This window comes from Kitasatospora sp. NPDC032150 (assembly GCF_055579945.1).
In genome coordinates, this window is sequence record NZ_JBVIMH010000008.1 from 37,082 (window position 1) to 55,850 (window position 18,769).

The 18,769-nt window shown below is 74.1% G+C and carries 15 protein-coding genes; 6 read left to right on the top strand and 9 right to left on the bottom strand.

Features of this window, described 5'->3' with window-relative positions; genetic code table 11:
* Positions 1–236 precede the first annotated feature (236 nt).
* Both ACZ5ON_RS12020 and ACZ5ON_RS12025 read left to right on the top strand, forming a co-directional pair.
* Positions 237–4,901 (top strand): hypothetical protein, encoded by a 4,665-nt coding sequence (locus tag ACZ5ON_RS12020; protein ID WP_465589536.1) that lies wholly within the window; start codon positions 237–239, stop codon positions 4,899–4,901.
* A gap of 107 nt (positions 4,902–5,008) precedes the next feature.
* A complete protein-coding gene (locus ACZ5ON_RS12025) occupies positions 5,009–5,938 on the top strand; it encodes a cellulose-binding protein (RefSeq protein ID WP_465589539.1) in 930 nt (309 codons plus the stop codon).
* A gap of 180 nt (positions 5,939–6,118) precedes the next feature.
* Here ACZ5ON_RS12025 and ACZ5ON_RS12030 read toward each other — a convergent pair whose 3' ends face one another.
* Together ACZ5ON_RS12030 and ACZ5ON_RS12035 are read right to left on the bottom strand one after the other, a co-directional pair.
* The gene (locus ACZ5ON_RS12030) at positions 6,119–6,913 is read right to left on the bottom strand and encodes an alpha/beta fold hydrolase (RefSeq protein ID WP_465589542.1); all 795 of its coding nucleotides are present in this window, start codon (positions 6,911–6,913) and stop codon (positions 6,119–6,121) included.
* Positions 6,914–7,124: 211 nt separating this feature from the next.
* Positions 7,125–7,457, bottom strand: a complete 333-nt coding sequence (locus ACZ5ON_RS12035) for an ATP/GTP-binding protein (protein ID WP_465589544.1) — start codon at positions 7,455–7,457, stop codon at positions 7,125–7,127.
* A 372-nt stretch (positions 7,458–7,829) separates the two neighbouring features.
* On the opposite strand from ACZ5ON_RS12035, the gene ACZ5ON_RS12040 reads away from it, so the two are divergent.
* Complete coding sequence (locus tag ACZ5ON_RS12040; RefSeq protein WP_465590040.1) at positions 7,830–8,990, top strand: LLM class flavin-dependent oxidoreductase; 1,161 nt, start codon at positions 7,830–7,832, stop codon at positions 8,988–8,990.
* Between the two features lie 141 nt (positions 8,991–9,131).
* Here ACZ5ON_RS12040 and ACZ5ON_RS12045 read toward each other — a convergent pair whose 3' ends face one another.
* Entirely contained in the window at positions 9,132–9,524 is a 393-nt protein-coding gene (locus tag ACZ5ON_RS12045) for an SCO5389 family protein (protein ID WP_344639477.1), read from the bottom strand.
* Between the two features lie 588 nt (positions 9,525–10,112).
* Between ACZ5ON_RS12045 and nucS the strand changes: the two genes are divergently transcribed.
* Positions 10,113–10,772, top strand: coding sequence for an endonuclease NucS (nucS, locus tag ACZ5ON_RS12050; RefSeq protein WP_465589548.1), 660 nt, complete (start codon positions 10,113–10,115; stop codon positions 10,770–10,772).
* Between the two features lie 110 nt (positions 10,773–10,882).
* On the opposite strand, the gene ACZ5ON_RS12055 is transcribed toward nucS, so the two are convergent.
* The 3 genes from ACZ5ON_RS12055 to ACZ5ON_RS12065 all read right to left on the bottom strand — a co-directional run bounded on the left by ACZ5ON_RS12055 (position 10,883) and on the right by ACZ5ON_RS12065 (position 14,889).
* A complete protein-coding gene (locus ACZ5ON_RS12055) occupies positions 10,883–13,183 on the bottom strand; it encodes an ATP-binding protein (RefSeq protein WP_465589551.1) in 2,301 nt (766 codons plus the stop codon).
* A 147-nt stretch (positions 13,184–13,330) separates the two neighbouring features.
* Positions 13,331–13,702 carry an STAS domain-containing protein gene (locus tag ACZ5ON_RS12060; RefSeq protein WP_344639474.1) on the bottom strand — a complete coding sequence of 124 codons (372 nt, stop codon included), beginning with the start codon at positions 13,700–13,702 and terminating at the stop codon, positions 13,331–13,333.
* 320 nt (positions 13,703–14,022) lie between these two features.
* On the bottom strand, positions 14,023–14,889 hold the full coding sequence (locus tag ACZ5ON_RS12065) for a 3-hydroxyacyl-CoA dehydrogenase family protein (protein WP_465589555.1): 867 nt from the start codon (positions 14,887–14,889) through the stop codon (positions 14,023–14,025).
* Positions 14,890–15,120: 231 nt separating this feature from the next.
* Here ACZ5ON_RS12065 and ACZ5ON_RS12070 point away from each other — a divergent pair, with 231 nt between their 5' ends.
* A complete protein-coding gene (locus ACZ5ON_RS12070; protein WP_465589559.1) occupies positions 15,121–15,426 on the top strand; it encodes a hypothetical protein in 306 nt (101 codons plus the stop codon).
* Between the two features lie 25 nt (positions 15,427–15,451).
* Here the strand turns inward: ACZ5ON_RS12070 and ACZ5ON_RS12075 are convergent, their stop codons facing one another.
* Together ACZ5ON_RS12075 and ACZ5ON_RS12080 are read right to left on the bottom strand one after the other, a co-directional pair.
* A complete protein-coding gene (locus ACZ5ON_RS12075; protein WP_465589562.1) occupies positions 15,452–16,105 on the bottom strand; it encodes a response regulator in 654 nt (217 codons plus the stop codon).
* On the bottom strand, positions 16,102–17,301 hold the full coding sequence (locus ACZ5ON_RS12080; RefSeq protein ID WP_465589565.1) for a sensor histidine kinase: 1,200 nt from the start codon (positions 17,299–17,301) through the stop codon (positions 16,102–16,104). The genes ACZ5ON_RS12075 and ACZ5ON_RS12080 overlap by 4 nt, the downstream gene beginning before the upstream one ends.
* A 133-nt stretch (positions 17,302–17,434) precedes the next feature.
* Between ACZ5ON_RS12080 and ACZ5ON_RS12085 the strand changes: the two genes are divergently transcribed.
* Positions 17,435–17,965 carry a hypothetical protein gene (locus ACZ5ON_RS12085; protein ID WP_465589568.1) on the top strand — a complete coding sequence of 177 codons (531 nt, stop codon included), beginning with the start codon at positions 17,435–17,437 and terminating at the stop codon, positions 17,963–17,965.
* Here the strand turns inward: ACZ5ON_RS12085 and ACZ5ON_RS12090 are convergent.
* Positions 17,962–18,534, bottom strand: coding sequence for a cob(I)yrinic acid a,c-diamide adenosyltransferase (locus ACZ5ON_RS12090; RefSeq protein WP_465589571.1), 573 nt, complete (start codon positions 18,532–18,534; stop codon positions 17,962–17,964). The genes ACZ5ON_RS12085 and ACZ5ON_RS12090 overlap by 4 nt on opposite strands.
* Positions 18,535–18,769 lie beyond the last annotated feature (235 nt).

An 18,769-nucleotide genomic window follows, 5' to 3' on the forward strand; every position in this document is an offset into this window, starting at 1 on the left:
TCGGGGAGTCCACTACGCGGACACGGGCTGAACAGTCGCAGTCCGGATCTGTCACCATTCTCCACTAGGCAAGAGTTCGCTCAGGAGTCCACCCGGACGGCGGAGCGCGGAGATCCGCGTACCCACCTGCCGAAGACTCCGACCGCGGCACCCGCCGCGGCTGCAAGGACCAGTCGGTCCGGCCCCGACAACAGAGGGGGCGGGCCGGCCGGGTCGAGGACGCGACCAGGGGACGGATGGACCGCGGAGTGCGGGGCTACGACCGCTACGAGGGTGACGATCACCTCTCCCAGTTCGAGGCCGAGATGGAGCGGACTCGCAAGGAGCGGGACAAGTCCATCCAGCATGCCGAGGATCTCGCCTACCAGGTGGAGGTACTCCGGGCCAAGCTGCACGAGTGCCGGCGGCAGCTCGCCCAGCCGCGCGCCTTCGACGCCGTCTCGGGACAGGCCGAGCAGATCCTGCAGAACGCGGAGATGCAGGCGCAGGCGCTGCGCGCGGACGCCGAGCGCCAGCTGCGCGAGTCGCAGGCTGCCACCCAGCGACTGATGGCCGAGGCCGCCGAGCGCACCGCCCGGCTCGAAGCCGAGTTCGCCGCCCGCCGACGCCAGCTCGACGATGAGCTCGCGGAGCTCCGTCGCAGCGCCGAACGGCACGTCAGCGAGAACGTCAACTGGGCCGAGCAGACCCGGGCCGGCACCGAGCAGGAGGCCCAGCGCCTGCTCCAGGAGGCCCGCGGCGAGGCCGACCGGCTGGTCGCCGCCGCCCGCGCCGAGGCCGCCGCCCTCGCCGACCAGGCCCGCGCCCGGACCGCCGCCGACGTCGACGCCGCCCGGGGCGAGGCGAAGGCCGCCGCCGAGGCGGCACTGCTGCGCGCCCAGAGCGACGCCGAGCGCCTGCTGCGCGCCGCGTCCGAGCAGGCCCAGCAGGCCAGCGCCCAGGCCGAGGAGCTGCGCGACAGCGCCGCCAGCCAGGCGGAGAAGCAGCTGGCCGCCGCCCGCGCCGAGATCGACGAGCTCAAGCGGCGGGCCACCGCCGACCAGGAACGGGCCGAGGCCGCCCTCACCCAGGCCCAGGCGGAGATAGAGCGGCTGCGCGCCGAGGCGCTGGCCGAGGCCGAGCGGGCCCGCAAGGAGGCCGCCGAGCTGCACGCCCAGGCCGAGGCCGCCGCCAGCCGGCTGCAGGCGGAGGCGACCGCCGCCGCCGAGCAGAAGGTGGCCGACGGCGAGGCCGCCAGCGAGCAGCGCGCCCAGACCGCCAAGGCCGAGGTCTCCCGCATGGTGGCCGCCGCCACCCGCGAGGCCGAGCTGATCAAGGCCGAGGCCGCCAACGCCACCGCCCAGGCGGAGGCCGCCAAGGCCGCCGCCGCCGAGGAGAGCGAGCGCCTGCGTGGCGCCGCCGAGTCCGTCGCGACCCAGCTGCGGGCCGAGGCCGAGGCCGCCATCGCCGAACTGCGCGCCGAGACCGAACGCGAGCTCGCCGACCTGCGGGCCCAGGCCGAGACCGCCGCCGAGGCGCTGCGGGCCGAGGCCGTGGAGCAGGGCCGCGCCGAGGCCGCCAAGGACGCCACCACCCAGCTGGCCAGGGCCGCCAAGCAGGCCGAGGAGATGCTCTCCGGCGCCTCCTCGGACGCCAGCACCACGGTCGAGAAGGCCGCCGCCGAGGCCGAGCGGATCCGGACCGAGGCCGCCGCCGAGGTCGAGCTGCTCCGCGAGCAGGCCAAGGCCGCCGTCCAGCAGGCCCAGAACGCCGCCCTGGACGACGCCGCCGGAATCCGCCGCGAGATGGAGCGGATGCACGACGAGGCCGCCCGCCTGCGGGCCGGGGCCGAGGAACTGCGCGCCCAGGCCGCCGCCGAGGCCGAGCGGGTCCGCAATGACGCCCGCCGCCAGGCGGTGGTGCAGATCGAGGAGTCCGCCAGGCAGGCCGAGGAGCTCCTCACCAAGGCCAAGGCCGACGCCGACGAGCTGCGCGGCGGAGCCGCCGGCGAGGTCGAGAAGATCCGCGAGCAGGCCAAGGCCCAGGCCGTCGAGATGCAGGGCCGCGCCGAGCAGACCCTCGCCCGGGCCCGTACCGAGGCCGCCAAGCTGGCCGCCGCCGCCGAACAGCACCACCAGGAGGCCGTCGCCGCCGCGAAGGCCGCCGCCGCCGAGAACCGCGCCGCCGCCGAGCGGGAGACCGCGGAACTGCGCCGCGAGGCCGCCGAGTACGACCAGCGGGTCCGTGCCGAGGCCACCAGCGCGGCCGAGAAGCTCCGGACCGAGGCCGTCGCCGCCGCCGAGGCGCTGCGCACCGACGCCGCGCACCACGCCGAGACGGTACGGGTCGAGACCGAGCGGGCCGCAGCCGAACTGCGCGCCGACAGCGCCCGTGCCGCCAAGGCCGTCCGTGCCGAGGCCGCGCACGCCGCCGAGGCGATGCGCGCGGAGGCCGAGGACTGGGCGCACGCCCAGCGCTCCGAGGCCGAGAACTGGGTCCAGGCCCACCGCACCGCCGCCGAGGAGTGGGCCCAGGCGCACCGCACCGCGGCCGAGGAAGCGGCCAAGCGGGAGCGCGGCGAGGCCGAGGCCGCCGCGAACGCCCTGCGCGAGGAGAGCCGCCGGGCCTACGAGGAGGCCGCCGACGGGCTGGAGCGCGAGCGCGAGGAGACCGCCGAACAGCTCGCCGCCGCCCGCAGTGCACGGGAGACCGCCGAGCAGGCCGCCGCCGAACTGCACACGGAGGCCGAGCAGGCGCTGGCCGCCGCCCGTACCGAGGCCGGCGAGCGGTTGACCGAGGCCGAGACCGCCGCCCGGACCATCCGCACGGAGGCCGAGACCGCCGCCGAGGCGCTGCGCGCCGAGGGCGCCGAGGAACTGGCCGGTGCCCAGCGGCACGCCGCCGAACTCCGCCGCGAGGCGGGGGAACTGCGCGAGCAGGCCGAGGCCGAGCTCGCCGAACTGCGCGCCACCGCGGAGCGTGAGACCACCGAGCAGCGCGAGCAGGCCGAGGCCTACGACCGCGAACTGCGCGCCACCGCGGAGCGCGAGACCGCCGAACTGCGCGCCACCGCCGACCGTGAGACCGCCGAACTGCGCGAACTGGCCGCCGCCGAGGCCGAGGAGACGGCCGCCAAGGCCGCCGCCGAGGCCGAGCAGGCGATCACCGCCGCCGAGCGCCGGGCCGCCGAACTGGTCGGCGCGGCCGAGGACGAGGCATCCGAGGTCCGCCGGTCCGTCGCCGGACTGCACGAGGCCGCCGCCCAGCAGATCGCCGAACTCCGCGCCACCGCGGAGCGTGAGACCACCGAGCAGCGCGAACAGGCCGAGGCCTACGACCGCGAACTGCGCGCTGCCGCCGACCGCGACACCGCCGAGCAGCGCGAACAGGCCGAGGCCTACGACCGCGAACTCCGCGCCACCGCGGAGCGCGACACCGCCGAACTGCGCGAGCAGACCGACGCCGAGGCCGCTGAACTGCGCGCGCGGACCGCCGCCGAGCTGGCCGACCTCCGCGAGGTCGCGGCCGCCGAGATCTCGCAGCAGCGGGCCGAGGCGCAGGCCTACGAGGAGCAGCTGCGCGCCGAGGCGGAGGCCGAGCGGCAGAGCGCCCACGACTGGGCCGAGCAGCACCGGGCGGAGGCCGAGGCCCAGGCCCGGCAGACCGTCGCCGAGGCCGAGGAGCAGGCGGCGGCCACCCTGGCGGAGGCCGAGGAGTTCACCGCCGCGCTGCGCACCGAGGCCGAGGAGTACGCGCTCGCCACCCGCACCCTCGCCGAGGAGTACGAGGCCGCGACCCGGGGCCGGGCGGACGCCTACGACACGGAGACCCGCGAGGCCGCCGAGTCCTACGACAGGACGACCCGCCAGAAGGCCACGTCGGTGCTGGAGAAGGCCTTCGCGGACGCCGAGGCGCTGGCCGAGGACGCCCAGACGACCGCCCTGGCCACCACCGCCGCCGCCGAGGAGCAGGCGGACGCAATGGTCGCCGCCGCCCGCAAGGAGGCCGACCGGCTGGTCGCGGCCGGTGAGGCGGCCGGGCAGGCCGAGGTGGAGCGGGCACGCTCGGACGCCGACGCGCTGCTGTCCGAGGCCCGCCGGGACTCCACCGCGATCCGCGAGCGTGCGGAGGAACTGCGCGAGCGCACCGACGCCGAGATCGAGGCGCTGCACGAGCGGGCCCGTAAGGAGAACGCGCAGGCCATGAAGTCGGCCGGCGAGCGGGTGGACGCGCTGGTGACGGCGGCCCAGGAGCAGCTGACCGAGGCCGAGGAGCAGGCCGTCGCCACCGTGGCCGAGGCCGAGGAGCGTGCGACCGCGCTGGTCACGGCGGCGGAGGAGCGCGCGACCGAGCTCACCTCGGAGGCGTCCGCCGAGGCCAGCAAGGTCCGGATCTCCGCCGTACGCAAGGCGGAGGGCCTGCTCAAGGAGGCGGAGCAGAAGCTCGCCGACTCCACCGCCAGGGCCGAGGAGCTGCGCACCGAGGCGGAGTCCAGGCTCAAGGCCGCCCAGGACGAGGCGGAGGAGCAGATCGAGGCGGCGGCCGACGAGGCCGAGAAGCGGCTGCGCCGCGCCGACGAGAGCGCCGACGAGCAGCTGCGCCTGGCCAAGGAGGAGGCCGAGCGGCTGCTCGCCGAGGCCAAGGCCGAGGCCACGCGCGTGACCGACCAGGGCCGGCGGGAGTTGGAGGAACTGGTCCGCCGCCGCAAGGACATCAACACCGAGATCTCCAGGGTGCAGGACGTGCTGTCGGCCCTGGAGGCGTTTGAGGCACCGACACCTGCGCCGCAGGAGAAGGCCAACGGGGGATCGAACAACAAGAAGTCCGGGTCCGCCGGCCGCGAGGGCGGCTCGAAGACCAGGGCTGGAGTGGGTGCTCCCCGATCGGGTGGCAATCGCTCCGGAAGCGCACCACCCGATTGAGCGGACATTGTCCGCGAAGGTTCGGCATTCCGCGGATGACACTCCGGTAACGTGTCAGGATTCCCCGGAACACCTCAGCGGTCCGACGACAGGAAGTCCTAAGTCCCATGAGCGACAGTCACTCCCCTCACGGCTTCGACCTGGTGCGTCGTGGGTACGAGCGTGCCCAGGTCGACGAGCGGATCACCAAGCTGGTGGCCGACCGTGACAGTGCATTGGCCCGGATCAGCGCCCTCGAGAAGCGGATCGAGGAGCTGCACCTGGAGACCCAGACCGCCCAGGCCGCGGTGGCCGAGGCCGAGCCCTCGTACGCCGGTCTCGGCGCCCGGGTGGAGAAGATCCTCCGGCTCGCCGAGGAGGAGGCCAAGGACCTGCGCGAGGAGGCGCACCGCGCCGCCGAGCAGCACCGCGAGCTGGCCGAGGCCGCCGCCCAGCAGGTCCGCACCGAGGCGGAGAACTACGCGAAGGACCGCAAGGCCAAGGCCGAGGACGAGGGCATGCGGATCGTCGACAAGGCCAAGGGCGACGCCGCCCAGCTGCGCGCCGAGGCCAACAAGGACGCCCAGAACAAGCGCGAGGAGGCGGACGCCCTCTTCGAGGAGACCCGCACCAAGGCCGCCCAGGCCGCGCTGGAGTTCGAGACCAACCTGGCCAAGCGGCGCGAGCAGTCCGAGCGCGACCTCGCCGCCCGGCAGGCCAAGGCCGAGAAGCGGCTCGCCGAGATCGAGCACCGGGCCGAGCAGCTCCGCCTGGAGGCCGAGAAGCTCCGTACCGACGCCGAGCGCCGGGCCCGCCAGACCGTCGAGACGGCACAGCGCCAGTCCGAGGACATCGTGGCCGACGCCAACGCCAAGGCCGACCGGATCCGCAGCGAATCCGAGCGCGAGCTGGCGGCCCTGACCAACCGCCGCGACTCCATCAACGCCCAGCTCACCAATGTCCGCGAGATGCTCGCCACCCTCACCGGTGCCGCCGTCGCGGCCGCCGGCGTCCCGGGTGACGACACCCTCGGTGTCCCGGCCCAGCAGTCCCGCTGACCTCAGGTCCCGCAAGCGGCCCCCGCCGATCCGGCCGGGGCCGCTTCCGCCGTGGTGGCCGGGCCCTCCAGCCGAAGGAGCCCCGGCCGGAGGATCCGGCTCCGCGCCGGGCGCCGCGCAGCGCCCCCAGGGGCCACCGCCACGGCCCTCCCGGACGCCCGGCGGACGGTCAGTGGCCCCTCAGTGGCCCACGCGCCGGAGCAGCCCCCGTACCGCCGCGTTGAAGGTCTCCGGCGCCTCCAGCGAGCTGAGGTGCCCGACGCTCGGGATGACCGTGAGCTGGGCGTCCGGAAGCGTGTCGGCCATCAGCCGCGCCTCGGACAGCGGCGCGAGGGCGTCGAACTCGCCGACGATGACGGCCGCCGGAACGGCGACCGAGGCGAGGATGTCGAGCGAGTCCTCCCTCGCGATCATCGCGCGCTGCGCCCACGCCACCGCCCGCGGCGTCGACTCGGCGATCATCTCCCTTACCCGGGCGACCAGTTCGGGATCGGCTCCGGGCCCGAGCAGCCCCTCCTCGATCTTCTCCTCGGCGAGCAGCCGCACGCTGTCGCGGGCCAGTACGGCCTGCGCGATCCGCTCCCGGTTGGCCCGGGCCTGCTCGGTGTCGACGGTGGCCTTGGTGTCGGCGAGCAGCAGCCCGGACAGGCGGTCGCCGTGGCGGCGGGCGAAGGCCATCGCCACGTACCCGCCCATGGACAGACCTCCGATCACAGCCCGGTCGATCCCCACGGCGTCCAGCAGCCGGGCGACGTCGTCGGCGATCAGGTCGATCGACGGCTCCTGATCGCCCAACTCCGCCCCGCCGAAGCCTCGCTGGTCCATCGTCAGCACCCTGGCCCGGTCCCCGCTCGGGCCGGGGAGCAGTTCCAGTTGGGCCTCCCACATCCGGGCCGAGAGCGGGAAGGCGTGCAGCAGGACGAGCGGGGTACCGGTGCCGTTCTCGCGGAACGCCGGTGTGCTGGGGAACGTCATACCGCCACCGTAGAGCGGCACGCCGAGTAGCCGCGACCAACGCACCCTTATGACTTCCTCCCCCGGGTGAAGCCCGGGTGGGTGGCCGCGGAAGGAACCCGGTGCTCCGCCTGTTCGCGGCCGAGGCCGCCGCGATGCCGCACGACCGGACCACGGCGCCGGGCGTCCTGCCCGAGAGGCGCGACACCTGAGGCCTTCGGCACCGCGCGCCTCAGTACCGCGGAGCCCCCCGCCCCCGCTGGAGGTTGGCAGTCCGCCGCTCGCGGGCGTTCCAGCAGGCCCGGTGCCAGTGCCGCCGGTCGTCCACCCCGGCGCCGTGGCCCGGCCAGGCGACGACATGGCCGACGCCCGGCGGGATCTCCTGGTCGCACCCCGGGCAGCGGTAGTACCGTCCCGCCGTCCCGGCGACCGTCCGCACCACCCATTCCTCGCCCTGGAAGGTCTCCGTCCGCTGCAGCGAACCCCCGAGCGGCGCGGACGGCGGCAGTTCCTCGGCGGCACTCCTGCTCCGGCTGCTGGGGATCCGGTTACGGCGAGGCGACACGTCAACTACCTCTCGGCGGCGCGGGGTCTTCGGGGCGTTCTGCGGTCTTCCAGGGTACGGCGCGGCCCAGCCTCCGAATACCGTCGGTCACGCCACTATCACGGTGGGGACGGGCACTTCGGCGTTTCCCCCGAGATCCACCCGTTCCCCGGCGAAATTCGGAGACCGGCGTGCCAATGGCACATGACATCGGTTACTCACAGGGGGACAACGCGGGGCTCGCACACCCTGCGGCCCCCGAGGAGGCACCCGATGACCATGACCAGCCCGCTCCCCGGCACGCACCCGCCGGCCGACCCCCACCCGTCGGCCGGCTCGTCCCGCAGTCCGCTCCCCGAGCCCTCCGACGGGCACCCGGCGGCCGTTGACGCGATCCGGGTCGGCACCTTCCAGCTCTCGGCCCAGTTCCCCGGACAGAGCCACGCCGAGGCGCTGGAACGCACCGTGCACAGCGCGGTCGCCGCCGAACGCGCGGGCCTGGACAGCGTCTGGCTGGCGGAGCACCACTTCGTGCCGTACGGCGTCTGCCCCGACGCGGCGACGCTCGCGGCGATGCTGCTCGGCCGTACCCGCCGGATCGGCGTCGGGACGGCGGTCAGCGTGCTCTCCACCACGCACCCGGTGGCGCTGGGCGAGCGGGCCGCACTGCTGCACCTGGTCTCGGGCGGCCGGTTCACCCTTGGGGTCGGCCGCGGCGGCCCCTGGATCGACCTGGACGTCTTCGGCACCGGGCTGGCCGCCTACGAGGAGGGCTTCCCCGAGCGGCTCGACCTGTTGCTGCGCTGGCTGCGCGGCGTCCGGGTGGGTGCGGACGGACCGCAGTTCCGCTTCCCCGAGGTGGCCGTGGTGCCCCGGGCCGCCGAGCCCGCACCGGGCACGGCCGCCCGGGTGCCCGACCTCGCCGACTGGCTCGGCGTGGACCCGGGGGCGGGCACCCTGCTGCGCTTCCCCCGCCAGCGCCGCGACGGCATGACCGGAGGCTCCCTGCCCGGCGACCAGCCGCAGAGCGGCCCACCGGTGATCGCCGCCTGCACCTCCCCCACCGGCGTGCGGACGGCCGCCGAGCGGGGCCTGCCGATGCTGCTCGGCATGCACTCCGGCGACGAGGACAAGCAGCAGATGCTGGCCGCCTACCGGACCGCCTGGCGGGCCTGCGGCCGCGGCGAGGAGCAGTTGGCCAGGGTCGAGCGGGAGCACGTCGCGGTCGGCGTGGTGCAGATCGAGGACCGCATCGCGACCGCCCGCGACGGCCTGCTGCGGTCGATGCCCGGCTGGTTCGAGTACGGGCTCGGCGCGCACCGCACGGTGGACGGCCGCGAACGGCGGATGCGCGATCCGCACGCGTACACCGAACTCCTCTGCGACCTGCACGCGGTGGGCACGCCCGGGCACTGCGCGGACCGGCTGCTGGCCACCGCCGAACGCACCGGTATCCGGCGCTTCGCCCTGCTCGCCGAGGGCTCGGGCGACCGCGCGGCGACCCTGAACAACATCGCCCGCCTCGGCGCCGAGGTACTGCCGCAGCTGAGCTGAGCCCGGCACCCGGCAACTCCCTTGCGGGAGCGCCGGGTTGCCCGGCGCTGCAGCTCCGGGGGGCGCGGCAGCCGCCCGGTCGGCCCCGCACCTGCGCACGGGGTCTGCCGTGCGGCTCCCCGCGCCCCCCGGAGGCTCCGTTCAGCAGTCCCGCAGCTCCGGCGACTGGTTGAGCAGCTGGGCCCGGATCGAGGTGAAGCGCCGGTGGCGCTCCTCGTTCGCCTCGGACGAGGTGAAGACCGCGACCCGGTGGCAGTTCTGGAACGCCAGCCGGACACCGAAGTGGCGCTCCAGCGAGCCCCGGATCGCGTCGCTGGCCATCGCCCGCAGCAGCTGGCCCCGCTCCCGCTCGCTGGGCGGCGGTACCTGGTTGTCGGCGAAGTCGGTGCCGTCGACCTGGACCTGGGCGACCAGCGAGCTGATCAGCTCCCAGGCGTACGGCAGGGAGACGCGGACGCAGTCCACGAACTCCCGCTCGTCGACCTCTCCTCTCTCGGCCTTCTCCAGCAGGGCCGGTGAGACGTCGAGCGACATGGGTTCTCCTCTCGCGGTCCACCGCGGCGCGGCCGCCACGGTGGTCGTGCGGTTGGTGCGGATGGTGCCGTGCCGTGCTCGGCCGATGCCCGATGGTGCAGGGTCGCGCACGGTGCCTTGGGCCCGACCCGGTCCTCGGACGGGCTTACGCATGAACGCTGCTGTGACGCTTGGGGCTCTGACGCTGGGGTGACGCTTGAGTGACGTGCGAACCGGCACACGGCCGGGCCCGCGGCGGTGTGCGCCGCGCCCCGACGGGCCGGACGACCCCCGGGACGGCGGACGGTCCGGCGGCCACCGGGTCGAGCGACGACCGCTCACCACAGAGTGACAGGCGATTGTCAGCACGGCTGGCGAATCCGGCGCATTGCACCGGATTAACCGCCCGGAAGACCAGATTGGCCGGATTCCGTCGGACCGTTCATCTCACGTCTCCATCCCCGTCGAGCGGCCCCGGGCAGCGGAGGGCGTGCGCCGTGTGCGCCGGCGCGCGGGTGCCGCACTCCATGGTTCGCCGTGTCCGGGGTTTCTTCACCCGGCCGTCGCGGAATCGCTTCAACTGGCCCCGGTGGGCTAGCGTGGTGGACCGTGCGTCTCGTAATTGCCCGTTGCTCAGTCGACTATGCCGGTCGGCTCTCCGCCCATCTCCCGTCCGCCACCCGGCTGATCCTGGTCAAGGCCGACGGCAGCGTCAGCATCCACGCCGACGACCGCGCCTACAAGCCGCTCAACTGGATGTCGCCGCCCTGCAGCCTCAAGGAGGCCGAAGGCACCTGGACGGTCACCAACAAAGCCGGCGAGAAGCTGATCATCAGCCTGGAGGAGGTGCTGCACGACTCCTCGCACGAGCTCGGGGTCGACCCCGGTCTGGTCAAGGACGGCGTCGAGGCCCACCTCCAGGAGCTGCTGGCCGACCGGATGGAGGTGCTCGGCGCCGGCTGGTCGCTGATCCGCCGCGAGTACCCGACCGCCATCGGCCCGGTCGACATCCTCTGCCGCGACGCCGACGGCACCACGGTCGCCGTCGAGATCAAGCGGCGCGGCGAGATCGACGGTGTCGAGCAGCTGACCCGCTACCTGGAGCTGCTCAACCGCGACCCGCTGCTCGCCCCGGTGAAGGGGATCTTCGCCGCCCAGGAGATCAAGCCCCAGGCCCGCGTCCTGGCCACCGACCGCGGCATCGGCTGCGTCGTCCTGGACTACGACGGGCTGCGCGGCATCGACGACGACAAGCTCAAGCTCTTCTGAGAGCGGCCGGGTCTCCCGGTGAGCCCGGCCCCGCCCCGGCCCCCGGAGGCGCCCAAAAGGCCGTACACCCGGGGGCGGGCATCACGCGCCCGCCCCCGGGTGCGGTTGGCTCACGGGGTCCCGGAGGCCGAGCCGCTGGTCTTCGGCGTCGACGGAGCCGAACTCGGCGGATCGGTCTGCGACTTCGTGGGGGAGGGATCGGTCGACGGCGGCGCGGACGTGCTCTTGGACGGCCCCGGGTCCGGCGAGTGGTCCGGTGAGGGGCCCGTCGACGGACCGCCGGTCGGAGACGGCGTGCCACCGCCGCCCGGTCGGTGGGTGGGCGAGGGTCCCCAGGTCTCCTCCGAGGACGGGTCGGTGACCGACGGGCCGGGCCCGTCCCCGCCCGTGGGCCGGTGGCTGCCGCCGTGGGCCGTACCGCCGCCCTTCGTCCCGGCCGCCCCGGTCCCGCCGGGCCCGGGAACCGCCGTACCGCCCGCCGGGGCCCGGCCGCCGGCCGGAGCCGACCGGTGGGGACCGGCCGTGGTGCTCCCGGCCGTGGGCAGGTTGTCGGTGATCGGGGTCTCCTCCAGCGAGCCGCCCGGCTGCACCGTCCTGGTCCGGTCCGAGTGGGAGCCGGCCAGGCTGAGCCCGACCGCCGTACCGAGGACGGAGAGCGCCAGCACCGCCGTACCGACGGTCAGGACGACCCGCCGGGTGCGCTCGGGCACCTGGGCGTTCCCGAACCGCCACGGGACCGCGATCCCCCGGATCCCGGGGCGCCGGCCGTCGGCCTCGGGCGCGCTCTCGACCACCGGCAGCTGTACGGTCTGCGCCTGCATCAGGTCGAGCATCCGCCGGGCCGCCGCGCTCCCGCGCGCCCCGCCGGGGGCCGCCCGCAGCGTCACGGCCGTCTCCAGCTCGGCCCGCGCCCGCTCCGGCGCCCCCTCGCAGAACGCCAGCACACCCAGCTCCTGCCGGAAGTGGGCCTGGTCCGCAGTCGAGCCCAGCGACTGCGCGGCCTCCAGACCGAGCTCCAGTACCCGCTCCCAGGCTCCCCAGCGCAGCGACAGCGCGAGGGCCGGGGCCGCCGCCCTGGCGAGCTGCAGCACCTCCTGCCACCGGCCCGCGGCCCGGTCGGCGAGCAGTGCGCCGATCACCACCTCGGCCTCGGCGGCGATCTGTCCGAGGTCCACCGAGCCGTGCCCGACCCACCAGGAGAAGTGCCGGGCCGCGCCGTGTGCGACCGTGCCGGGCGCCCAGTGCGGCGCCAGCAGGTCGAGTACGCCGGAGGAGAGCCGGTGGTGCCCGCCGATCGGGACCGCGAGACCGCAGTCGACCAGCTCCCGCAGGACGCTCTCGCCCAGGTCCTCGTCGATCAGCGCGGGCAGGTGCGGGGCCGTCGGCAGCTCGCCGCCGAACGCCACCGCCAGCCGCAGCACCGCCTGCGCGGGCTCGCTCAGCCCCTCAGCCAGCCGTACCGCGGGCGAGGCGCTCTCCGCGACCGAGGGCAGCCGGACGGTACGGCGCAGCTCGCTCTCCAGTTCGGCCGGGTCCTCCGGTTCGGGTAGCTCGTTCACCAGCCCGAAGACGCTGTGCCGCTCCTGCCGGGCCGCGACCAGCCCGTCGACCTCCGCGTCGCGCCGGCGCAGCAGCGCGGCCGCCTGGACGAAGCGCAGCGGCAGGCCCTCCGACTCGAACCAGAGGTCGACCACCCAGGACCGCTCGTGCTCCTCCAGCGGCCGCCCCGCGAGCCGGGCCACCAGCCCCAGGCAGGCGGGCCGCGAGAGCCCGGCCACCGGTCGGTCCTCCAGCCGGGAACCGGGCGCCGGTGGCGGGCCGTCCGGGGCGACGGTGATCAAGAAGGCGCAGTCGGGCGCGGTGGCGAGCAGCTCCTCCAGCTCCTCACCGGACGGCTCCACGTCGTCGATCACGACGATCGCGCCGACCGGCGCCAGCAACGCGGGCAGCTGGTGGCGGTCCGGTCGGTAGCCGGGGTTGTGGTGGGTGACGGCGAAGAGGTCCTGGAGCAGGTCCTGAGCGGTCCTGCGGTAGCCGCTCAGCCGGACCACACCGTCCGGCGCGATACCGGCGGCCGCGTCGGCGACGGCCGCCAGCAGGGCGCTCCGGCCGGAACCCGGCTGACCGACCAGGCGCACCGACCGTCCCTCGGAGAGCAGCCGCAGCAGCTCAGCGATCTCGGTCTCCCGGTCCAGCAGCGGCGCCTCGACCGAGGCGCGGCCGGACGCCTGCGCGCCGGCCGGTGCCCCCGCGCCACCCCGGCGGCGCGGGGAGGGACGCCAGTCCTCCGGGCACGGCCGGGCCTCTGAGCCGTCCGGGCCGCCGATGGTCAGCAGCAGACTGCCGGAGACCACCTCACCGGTCCTGGGCCGCAGTCCGTCCTGCCGGAGGTCTCCGGATGGCTGTACCACGTGTTCCGCTCCGCCCCTGCTCTGCCGTCAACTCCTGAGCGCAGACTTTTCCACACTCGTCCGCCCGATCGCAGCCCCGGGCGAGCCTTCCGGGGCGCGCCCCGGGAGGTCGGCACCGCCTGGCCCGGCACCGTCCGCGAAACGCCCTCAGAGGTAGGGCGCGACCAGCGGGTTCGGCTGGGTGACGCCGAGTGCGGGGAGGCTGGTTCCGTACGCGTCGGCGACGGTGCCCTCGACGGCCAGGATGCGGTGCAGGCGGGTGGCCACCAGCAGCCGCTGCAGCTGCGCCGGAACGGCCCGCAGGACCAGCCTGCGCCCCAGCCGCCCGGCCCGCCGGTGCGTGCCCATGATCACGCCCAGACCGGTGGCGTCCCACGACTCCAGACCGGACAGGTCGAGCACCAGGTCGCCCTGTCCGCCGTCCACCGCCTGGTGCAGCCGGACCCGGGCATCGGCGGCGCTGCGGACGTCGAGGCGGCCCTCAATGGCCAGACCGCCGTGGTCGCCGGTGATGCGCACGCTCTCATCCTCCGCTCTGCCGGTGAGGGCTGCCGGGGCTCCGTCCCGGACCGACGCCTCGGTCGCGCCGTGCTCCGGGGGCCACGCCTGCACTCCCCCTCATCTGACGGTGAAGCCGCTGTGCAGGTTGCTGGTCACTGTCAGATCTGAAGCAACTTCACTCGTCCGAGGGAATATACGCAGTCGGACCCCACGCCCACGCTCGATTACCGCCCAAATCACCCGTCTGCGGCAGAGGCGTGAGCAAACTCACCCACTGCCCCTGCCGCAGGACGGCCGATCAGCCTGTTCTCCGGCCCGTTTCCCGCTTGCTTCCCGTCCTACTTCTCGTACCCGTAGAAACCGCGGCCACTCTTCCGGCCGAGATCCCCGGCGGTCACCATGCGGGCCATCACCTCGGGAGCGGCGAACTTCTCGTCCTTGGTCTCGGCGTAGATGTTCTGCGCCGCGTGCAGCAGGATGTCGACACCGGTCAGGTCGGCCGTCTGCAGCGGGCCCATCGGGTGGCCGAAGCCGAGGCGGCAGGCGGTGTCGATGTCCTCGGCGGTGGCCACGCCCGACTCGTACAGCTTGGCGGCCTCGACGACCAGGGCGGTGATCAGGCGGGTGGTGACGAAGCCGGCCACGTCGCGGTTGACCACCACGACCTCCTTGCCGACGCCCTCGGCGTAGGCGCGGGCGGTGGCCAGCGTCTGGTCGCTGGTCTTGTAGCCGCGCACCAGCTCGACCAACTTCATCAGCGGCACCGGCGAGAAGAAGTGCACGCCGACCACGCTCTCCGGACGCGAGGTCGCGGCGGCGATCCGGGTGATCGGGATGGCCGAGGTGTTGGAGGCCAGCACCGCGCCGTCCTTGGCCAGCTTGTCGAGCTCGCGGAAGACGCCCTCCTTGACCTCCAGCTGCTCGAACACCGCCTCGATCACGATGTCGGCCTCGGCGACCGCGCCCAGGTCGGTGGTGGTGGTGATCCGGCCGAGCGCCGCCTCCGCCTCCTCGGCCGTCATCCGGCCCTTGGCGACGAACTTGTCGTACGAGGCGCGGATACCGTCCAGACCCCGCTGCAGCGCGGCGTCCGTCACATCCCGCAGCACCACCGGGTGACCGGCCTGCGCCGAGACCTGGGCGATGCCTGCGCCCATCAGTCCGGCGCCGATCACGGCGATCTGCTGGGTGGATGCGTTGCTCATTGGCTGTCTCCCGAGTGCCGGTCTGATGGCGGCTCAGGGCAGGGGTCGCCTCCCGCGAGCCGCACCGCTCATGTGCTGCCCAGCATCGCTCGGCAGTCTCTTCGCGAAGCGCGCCTCCCCCCGAGGGTGCCGCCCGCTTCACTCACTCACGCGCCGGACTCTAATGCCCCGGGACGCTCCGTGGTGAACTTGTGCGGTGTGATCTGCGCCCGACCGCTGGGAGGTTGAACCGTGCGCACCCTGACGCTGATGCTGATCTCCTTCGCGGTGCTCGGTGTTCTGGTCCTGCTGCTGCGCTGGACGTACGGCTCGGGCAAGTCCCTGGTGGCCCGCCCGCCACGCAGCGGCAAGCCGGAGGAGTACGGCCTGCTGGTACCCGTGGCCGCCCCCGGCGACCAGGCCGAGGCCCGTCAACTGGCCGCGCTGCTGAGGTCCGCCGGGATCAGGTACACCCTGGCGCGCACCAGCGAAGGACTGCGCCTGATGGTCTGGCCCGCCGACCTCCCCGCCGCCCGCAAGGCGCTCCACCTCGACTAGACCGGCGGATCCCGTCGCCGGTCGGCTACTCCATGACGAGCCCCAAGTCCTGGGCCAGGATGGCCGCCTGGACCCGGCTGCGCAGTTCCAGCTTGGCCAGGATCCGGCTGACATGGGTCTTGGTGGTCGCCTCCGCCATCGCCAGCCGGACGGCGATCTCACCGTTGGAGAGCCCGGCACCGAGACAGCACAGCACCTCGCGCTCGCGCGGCGTCAGCCCCTCGACGGCGGCCTTCGCCCGGGGCTGGTCGGGCCGGTCGGGGCGGGCGAAGGTACCGATCAGGCGGCGGGTGACGGAGGGCGCGAGCATGCCGTCTCCCCGTGCGACCGTACGGATGCCCTCGACCAGGGTGTCCGCCTCCAGGTCCTTGAGCAGGAACCCGGCGGCGCCCGCCCGCAGCGCGCCGTACACGTACTCGTCCAGGTCGAAGGTGGTGAGCACCAACACCTGCGCCGCGCCGGCCGCGACCACCTGCCGGGTCGCCGAGACCCCGTCCAGCCTGGGCATCTGCACGTCCATCAACACCACGTCCGGCCGCAGTTCCAGCGCCAGTCGGACCGCCTGCTCGCCGTCACAGGCCTCGCCGACCACCTCGAGGCCGGGGTCGGCCCGCAGGATCATCACCAGCGCGGCCCGTACCGCCGCCTGGTCCTCGGCCACCAGCACCCGGATCGTCACGACCCCTCCTCACCCCTGGGTTCCCTGGGCAGCACCGCCCGCACCTGCCACCGCCCGCCGTCGGGGCCGGTCACCGGTCCGGCCTCCAGACTGCCGCCGAGCAGCCCGGCGCGCTCGCCCATCCCGACCAGGCCGGCCCTGGCCCCCGGCGCGGCGGGCCACCCGCCGTCCCGGTACGGGCTGTCGGCGACGATCTCCAGGTGCTCGGGCCGGTAGGCCAGGCTGAGCCGGACGGTGCCGGGGGCGGCGTGCTTGAGCGCGTTGGTGAGCGACTCCTGGACGATCCGGTAGGCCGCCAGCTCGACGGGGGCGGGCAGTTCGCCGCGCTCGCCGTCCTCGCTCAGTTCGAAGACCAGCCCGCCGTCCCTGCCCGTCGCCCGCGCGTGCGTCAGCAGGGAGTCCAGTGCATCCAGCCTGGGCGCCTCGTACGAGCCCTGGTCCTTCTCCCGGAGCAGACCGATCATCCGGCGCATCTCGGCCAGGCCCTGGACACTGTTCTCCCGGATCACCGCCATCGCCGCGAGCAACGGGTCGTCCGCCGGACGCTGCTGCCGACGGGCCAGCGACTGGGCGCCGGTGGCGTGGATCGCGATCGCGGACAGGTGGTTGGCCACCACGTCGTGCAACTCGCGTGCCATCCGCGAGCGTTCCGCGACCACCGCCTCGCGCCGGTCCAACTCGGCGAGCAGCGCGGTCTGTTCGGCCCGCAGGCGCTCGGTGTCGGCGCGGTCCCGGTGCTCGCGCAGGATGTCGGCGGTCCACACCGGGGCGATGAAGACCAGCCCGGCGAACCCCGCCACCAGTAGCGCCTGCCCCACCGAGCCGTACCAGAGCACCAGGCTGGACAGCACCACCGTCACCCCGGCACCGCTCAGGTGCAGCACGGTGGCCATCCGGCGGCTGCCGTAGAGCGTGGCCGCGTAGAGCAGATCGGTGTACATGACCACCGTGGCCATGTTCGATCCGGCGAAGACGTTCGCGGTGAAGAGCAGTGCGCCGAGGCCCACCGTCCACCACGGGCGGGTGCGCCGCAGCAGTTCGAGACCGGACATCGCCGCCAGCGGCACCAGGTTCACCCCGGGCGGGACGCCGGTGTGGTCGTACGCGTCGAACGCCGTCAGCACCACGCCGGCCAGCAGCCCGGCGACGGCGATGAACGAGTCCTCCTGACGCGGCCCGAGAGCGATCTTTCGCACCCCACCATCACACCATCCGCCGCCGCGCCTGCCGAGGGCCGGACGGCGGAGAAGGCGTACATCGAAGGATGCAGCCGCGGATCGGCAGCCGCGACGATGCGCGCCCACCGCCCGTTCCCGGACGATCGAGGGCATGGTTTCCCTGATCGTCGCCGGCGAGATCGGCTTCTGGGTGGTTCTCGCGGCCGCGCTGGCCGCACGCTACCTGCTCGGGTGGCGACGGGTGAGCGCGGCCCTGCTGGTGGCCCTGCCGCTGATCGACCTGATGCTGCTCGCCGCCACCGTGCGGGACCTGCGGCACGGCACGGTGGCCGACTGGACGCACGGCCTGGCCGCGTCGTACGTCGGCTTCTCCGTCGGCTACGGGCACTACCTGGTGACCTGGGCGGACGGCCACTTCGCCCACCGCTTCGCGGGCGGTCCGCCGCCGGCGAAACCACCGCGGTACGGAAGCGCCCGCGCCGTCCACGAGTGGAGGATCTTCGCCCGTACCCTGGTCTCCGCCGCCGTCACGGTCGCCCTGATCGCCGGGATGACCGCCCTGGTCGGCGATGCCGCCAGGACCGCCGCCCTCACCCAGTGGTACCGCACCATGGCCTGGGTCATCGGCGTCAGCCTGGTCATCGCCGCCAGCTACACGATCTTCCCCAAGCGCCCCCGCTAGCGGTTCTCCCCCGGCACCCACAGCACGTCCCCGCGCTCCTTGTTCGCCGCCCGCGCCAGGATGAACAGCAGGTCCGACAGCCGGTTCAGGTACTTCGCCGTGAGCGGGTTCACCGACTCACCGTGCACCTCTATCGCCGCCCAGGTCGCCCGCTCGGCCCGCCGGACCACCGTGCACGCCAGGTGCAGGTACGCCGCGCCCGGGGTCCCCCCGGGCAGGATGAAGCTGCGCAGCTTCTCCAACTGCTCCAGGTAGTGGTCGCAGTCGGCCTCCAGCCGGTCGATGTAGCTCTGCTGCACGCGCAGCGGCGGGTACTTGGGGTTCTCGACGACCGGCGTGGCGAGGTCCGCCCCCACGTCGAAGAGGTCGTTCTGCACCCTGGTCAGCACGGCGACCACGTCCTCGGGCAGCGCGCCGGCCGCGATGGCGACGCCGAGCGCCGCATTGGCCTCGTTCGCGTCGGCGTACGCGATCAGCCGCGGGTCCGTCTTGGTGGTGCGGCTCATGTCCCCGAGCGCGGTGGTCCCGTCGTCGCCGGTACGGGTGTAGATACGCGTGAGATTGACCATGTCCGCAGCCTAGTCACGCCTCGCACGGCCCACCCGTGATTGCGGTACCGATCACAGAACCCTTGGCCGGCCCCTCGGGCAGGATCACGGCTCCAGGGCCATAGCAGTCATCAAAACCCGGACGAAACAGCCCGAACGGGCGATCAAAAGTCACCCGACGGTGACCCGCCCCCACCCTCCGGGCGGGTGGTGCCCCCGACCCGAGGGTCCGTCGCTACGCGACGTTGACCCGCCC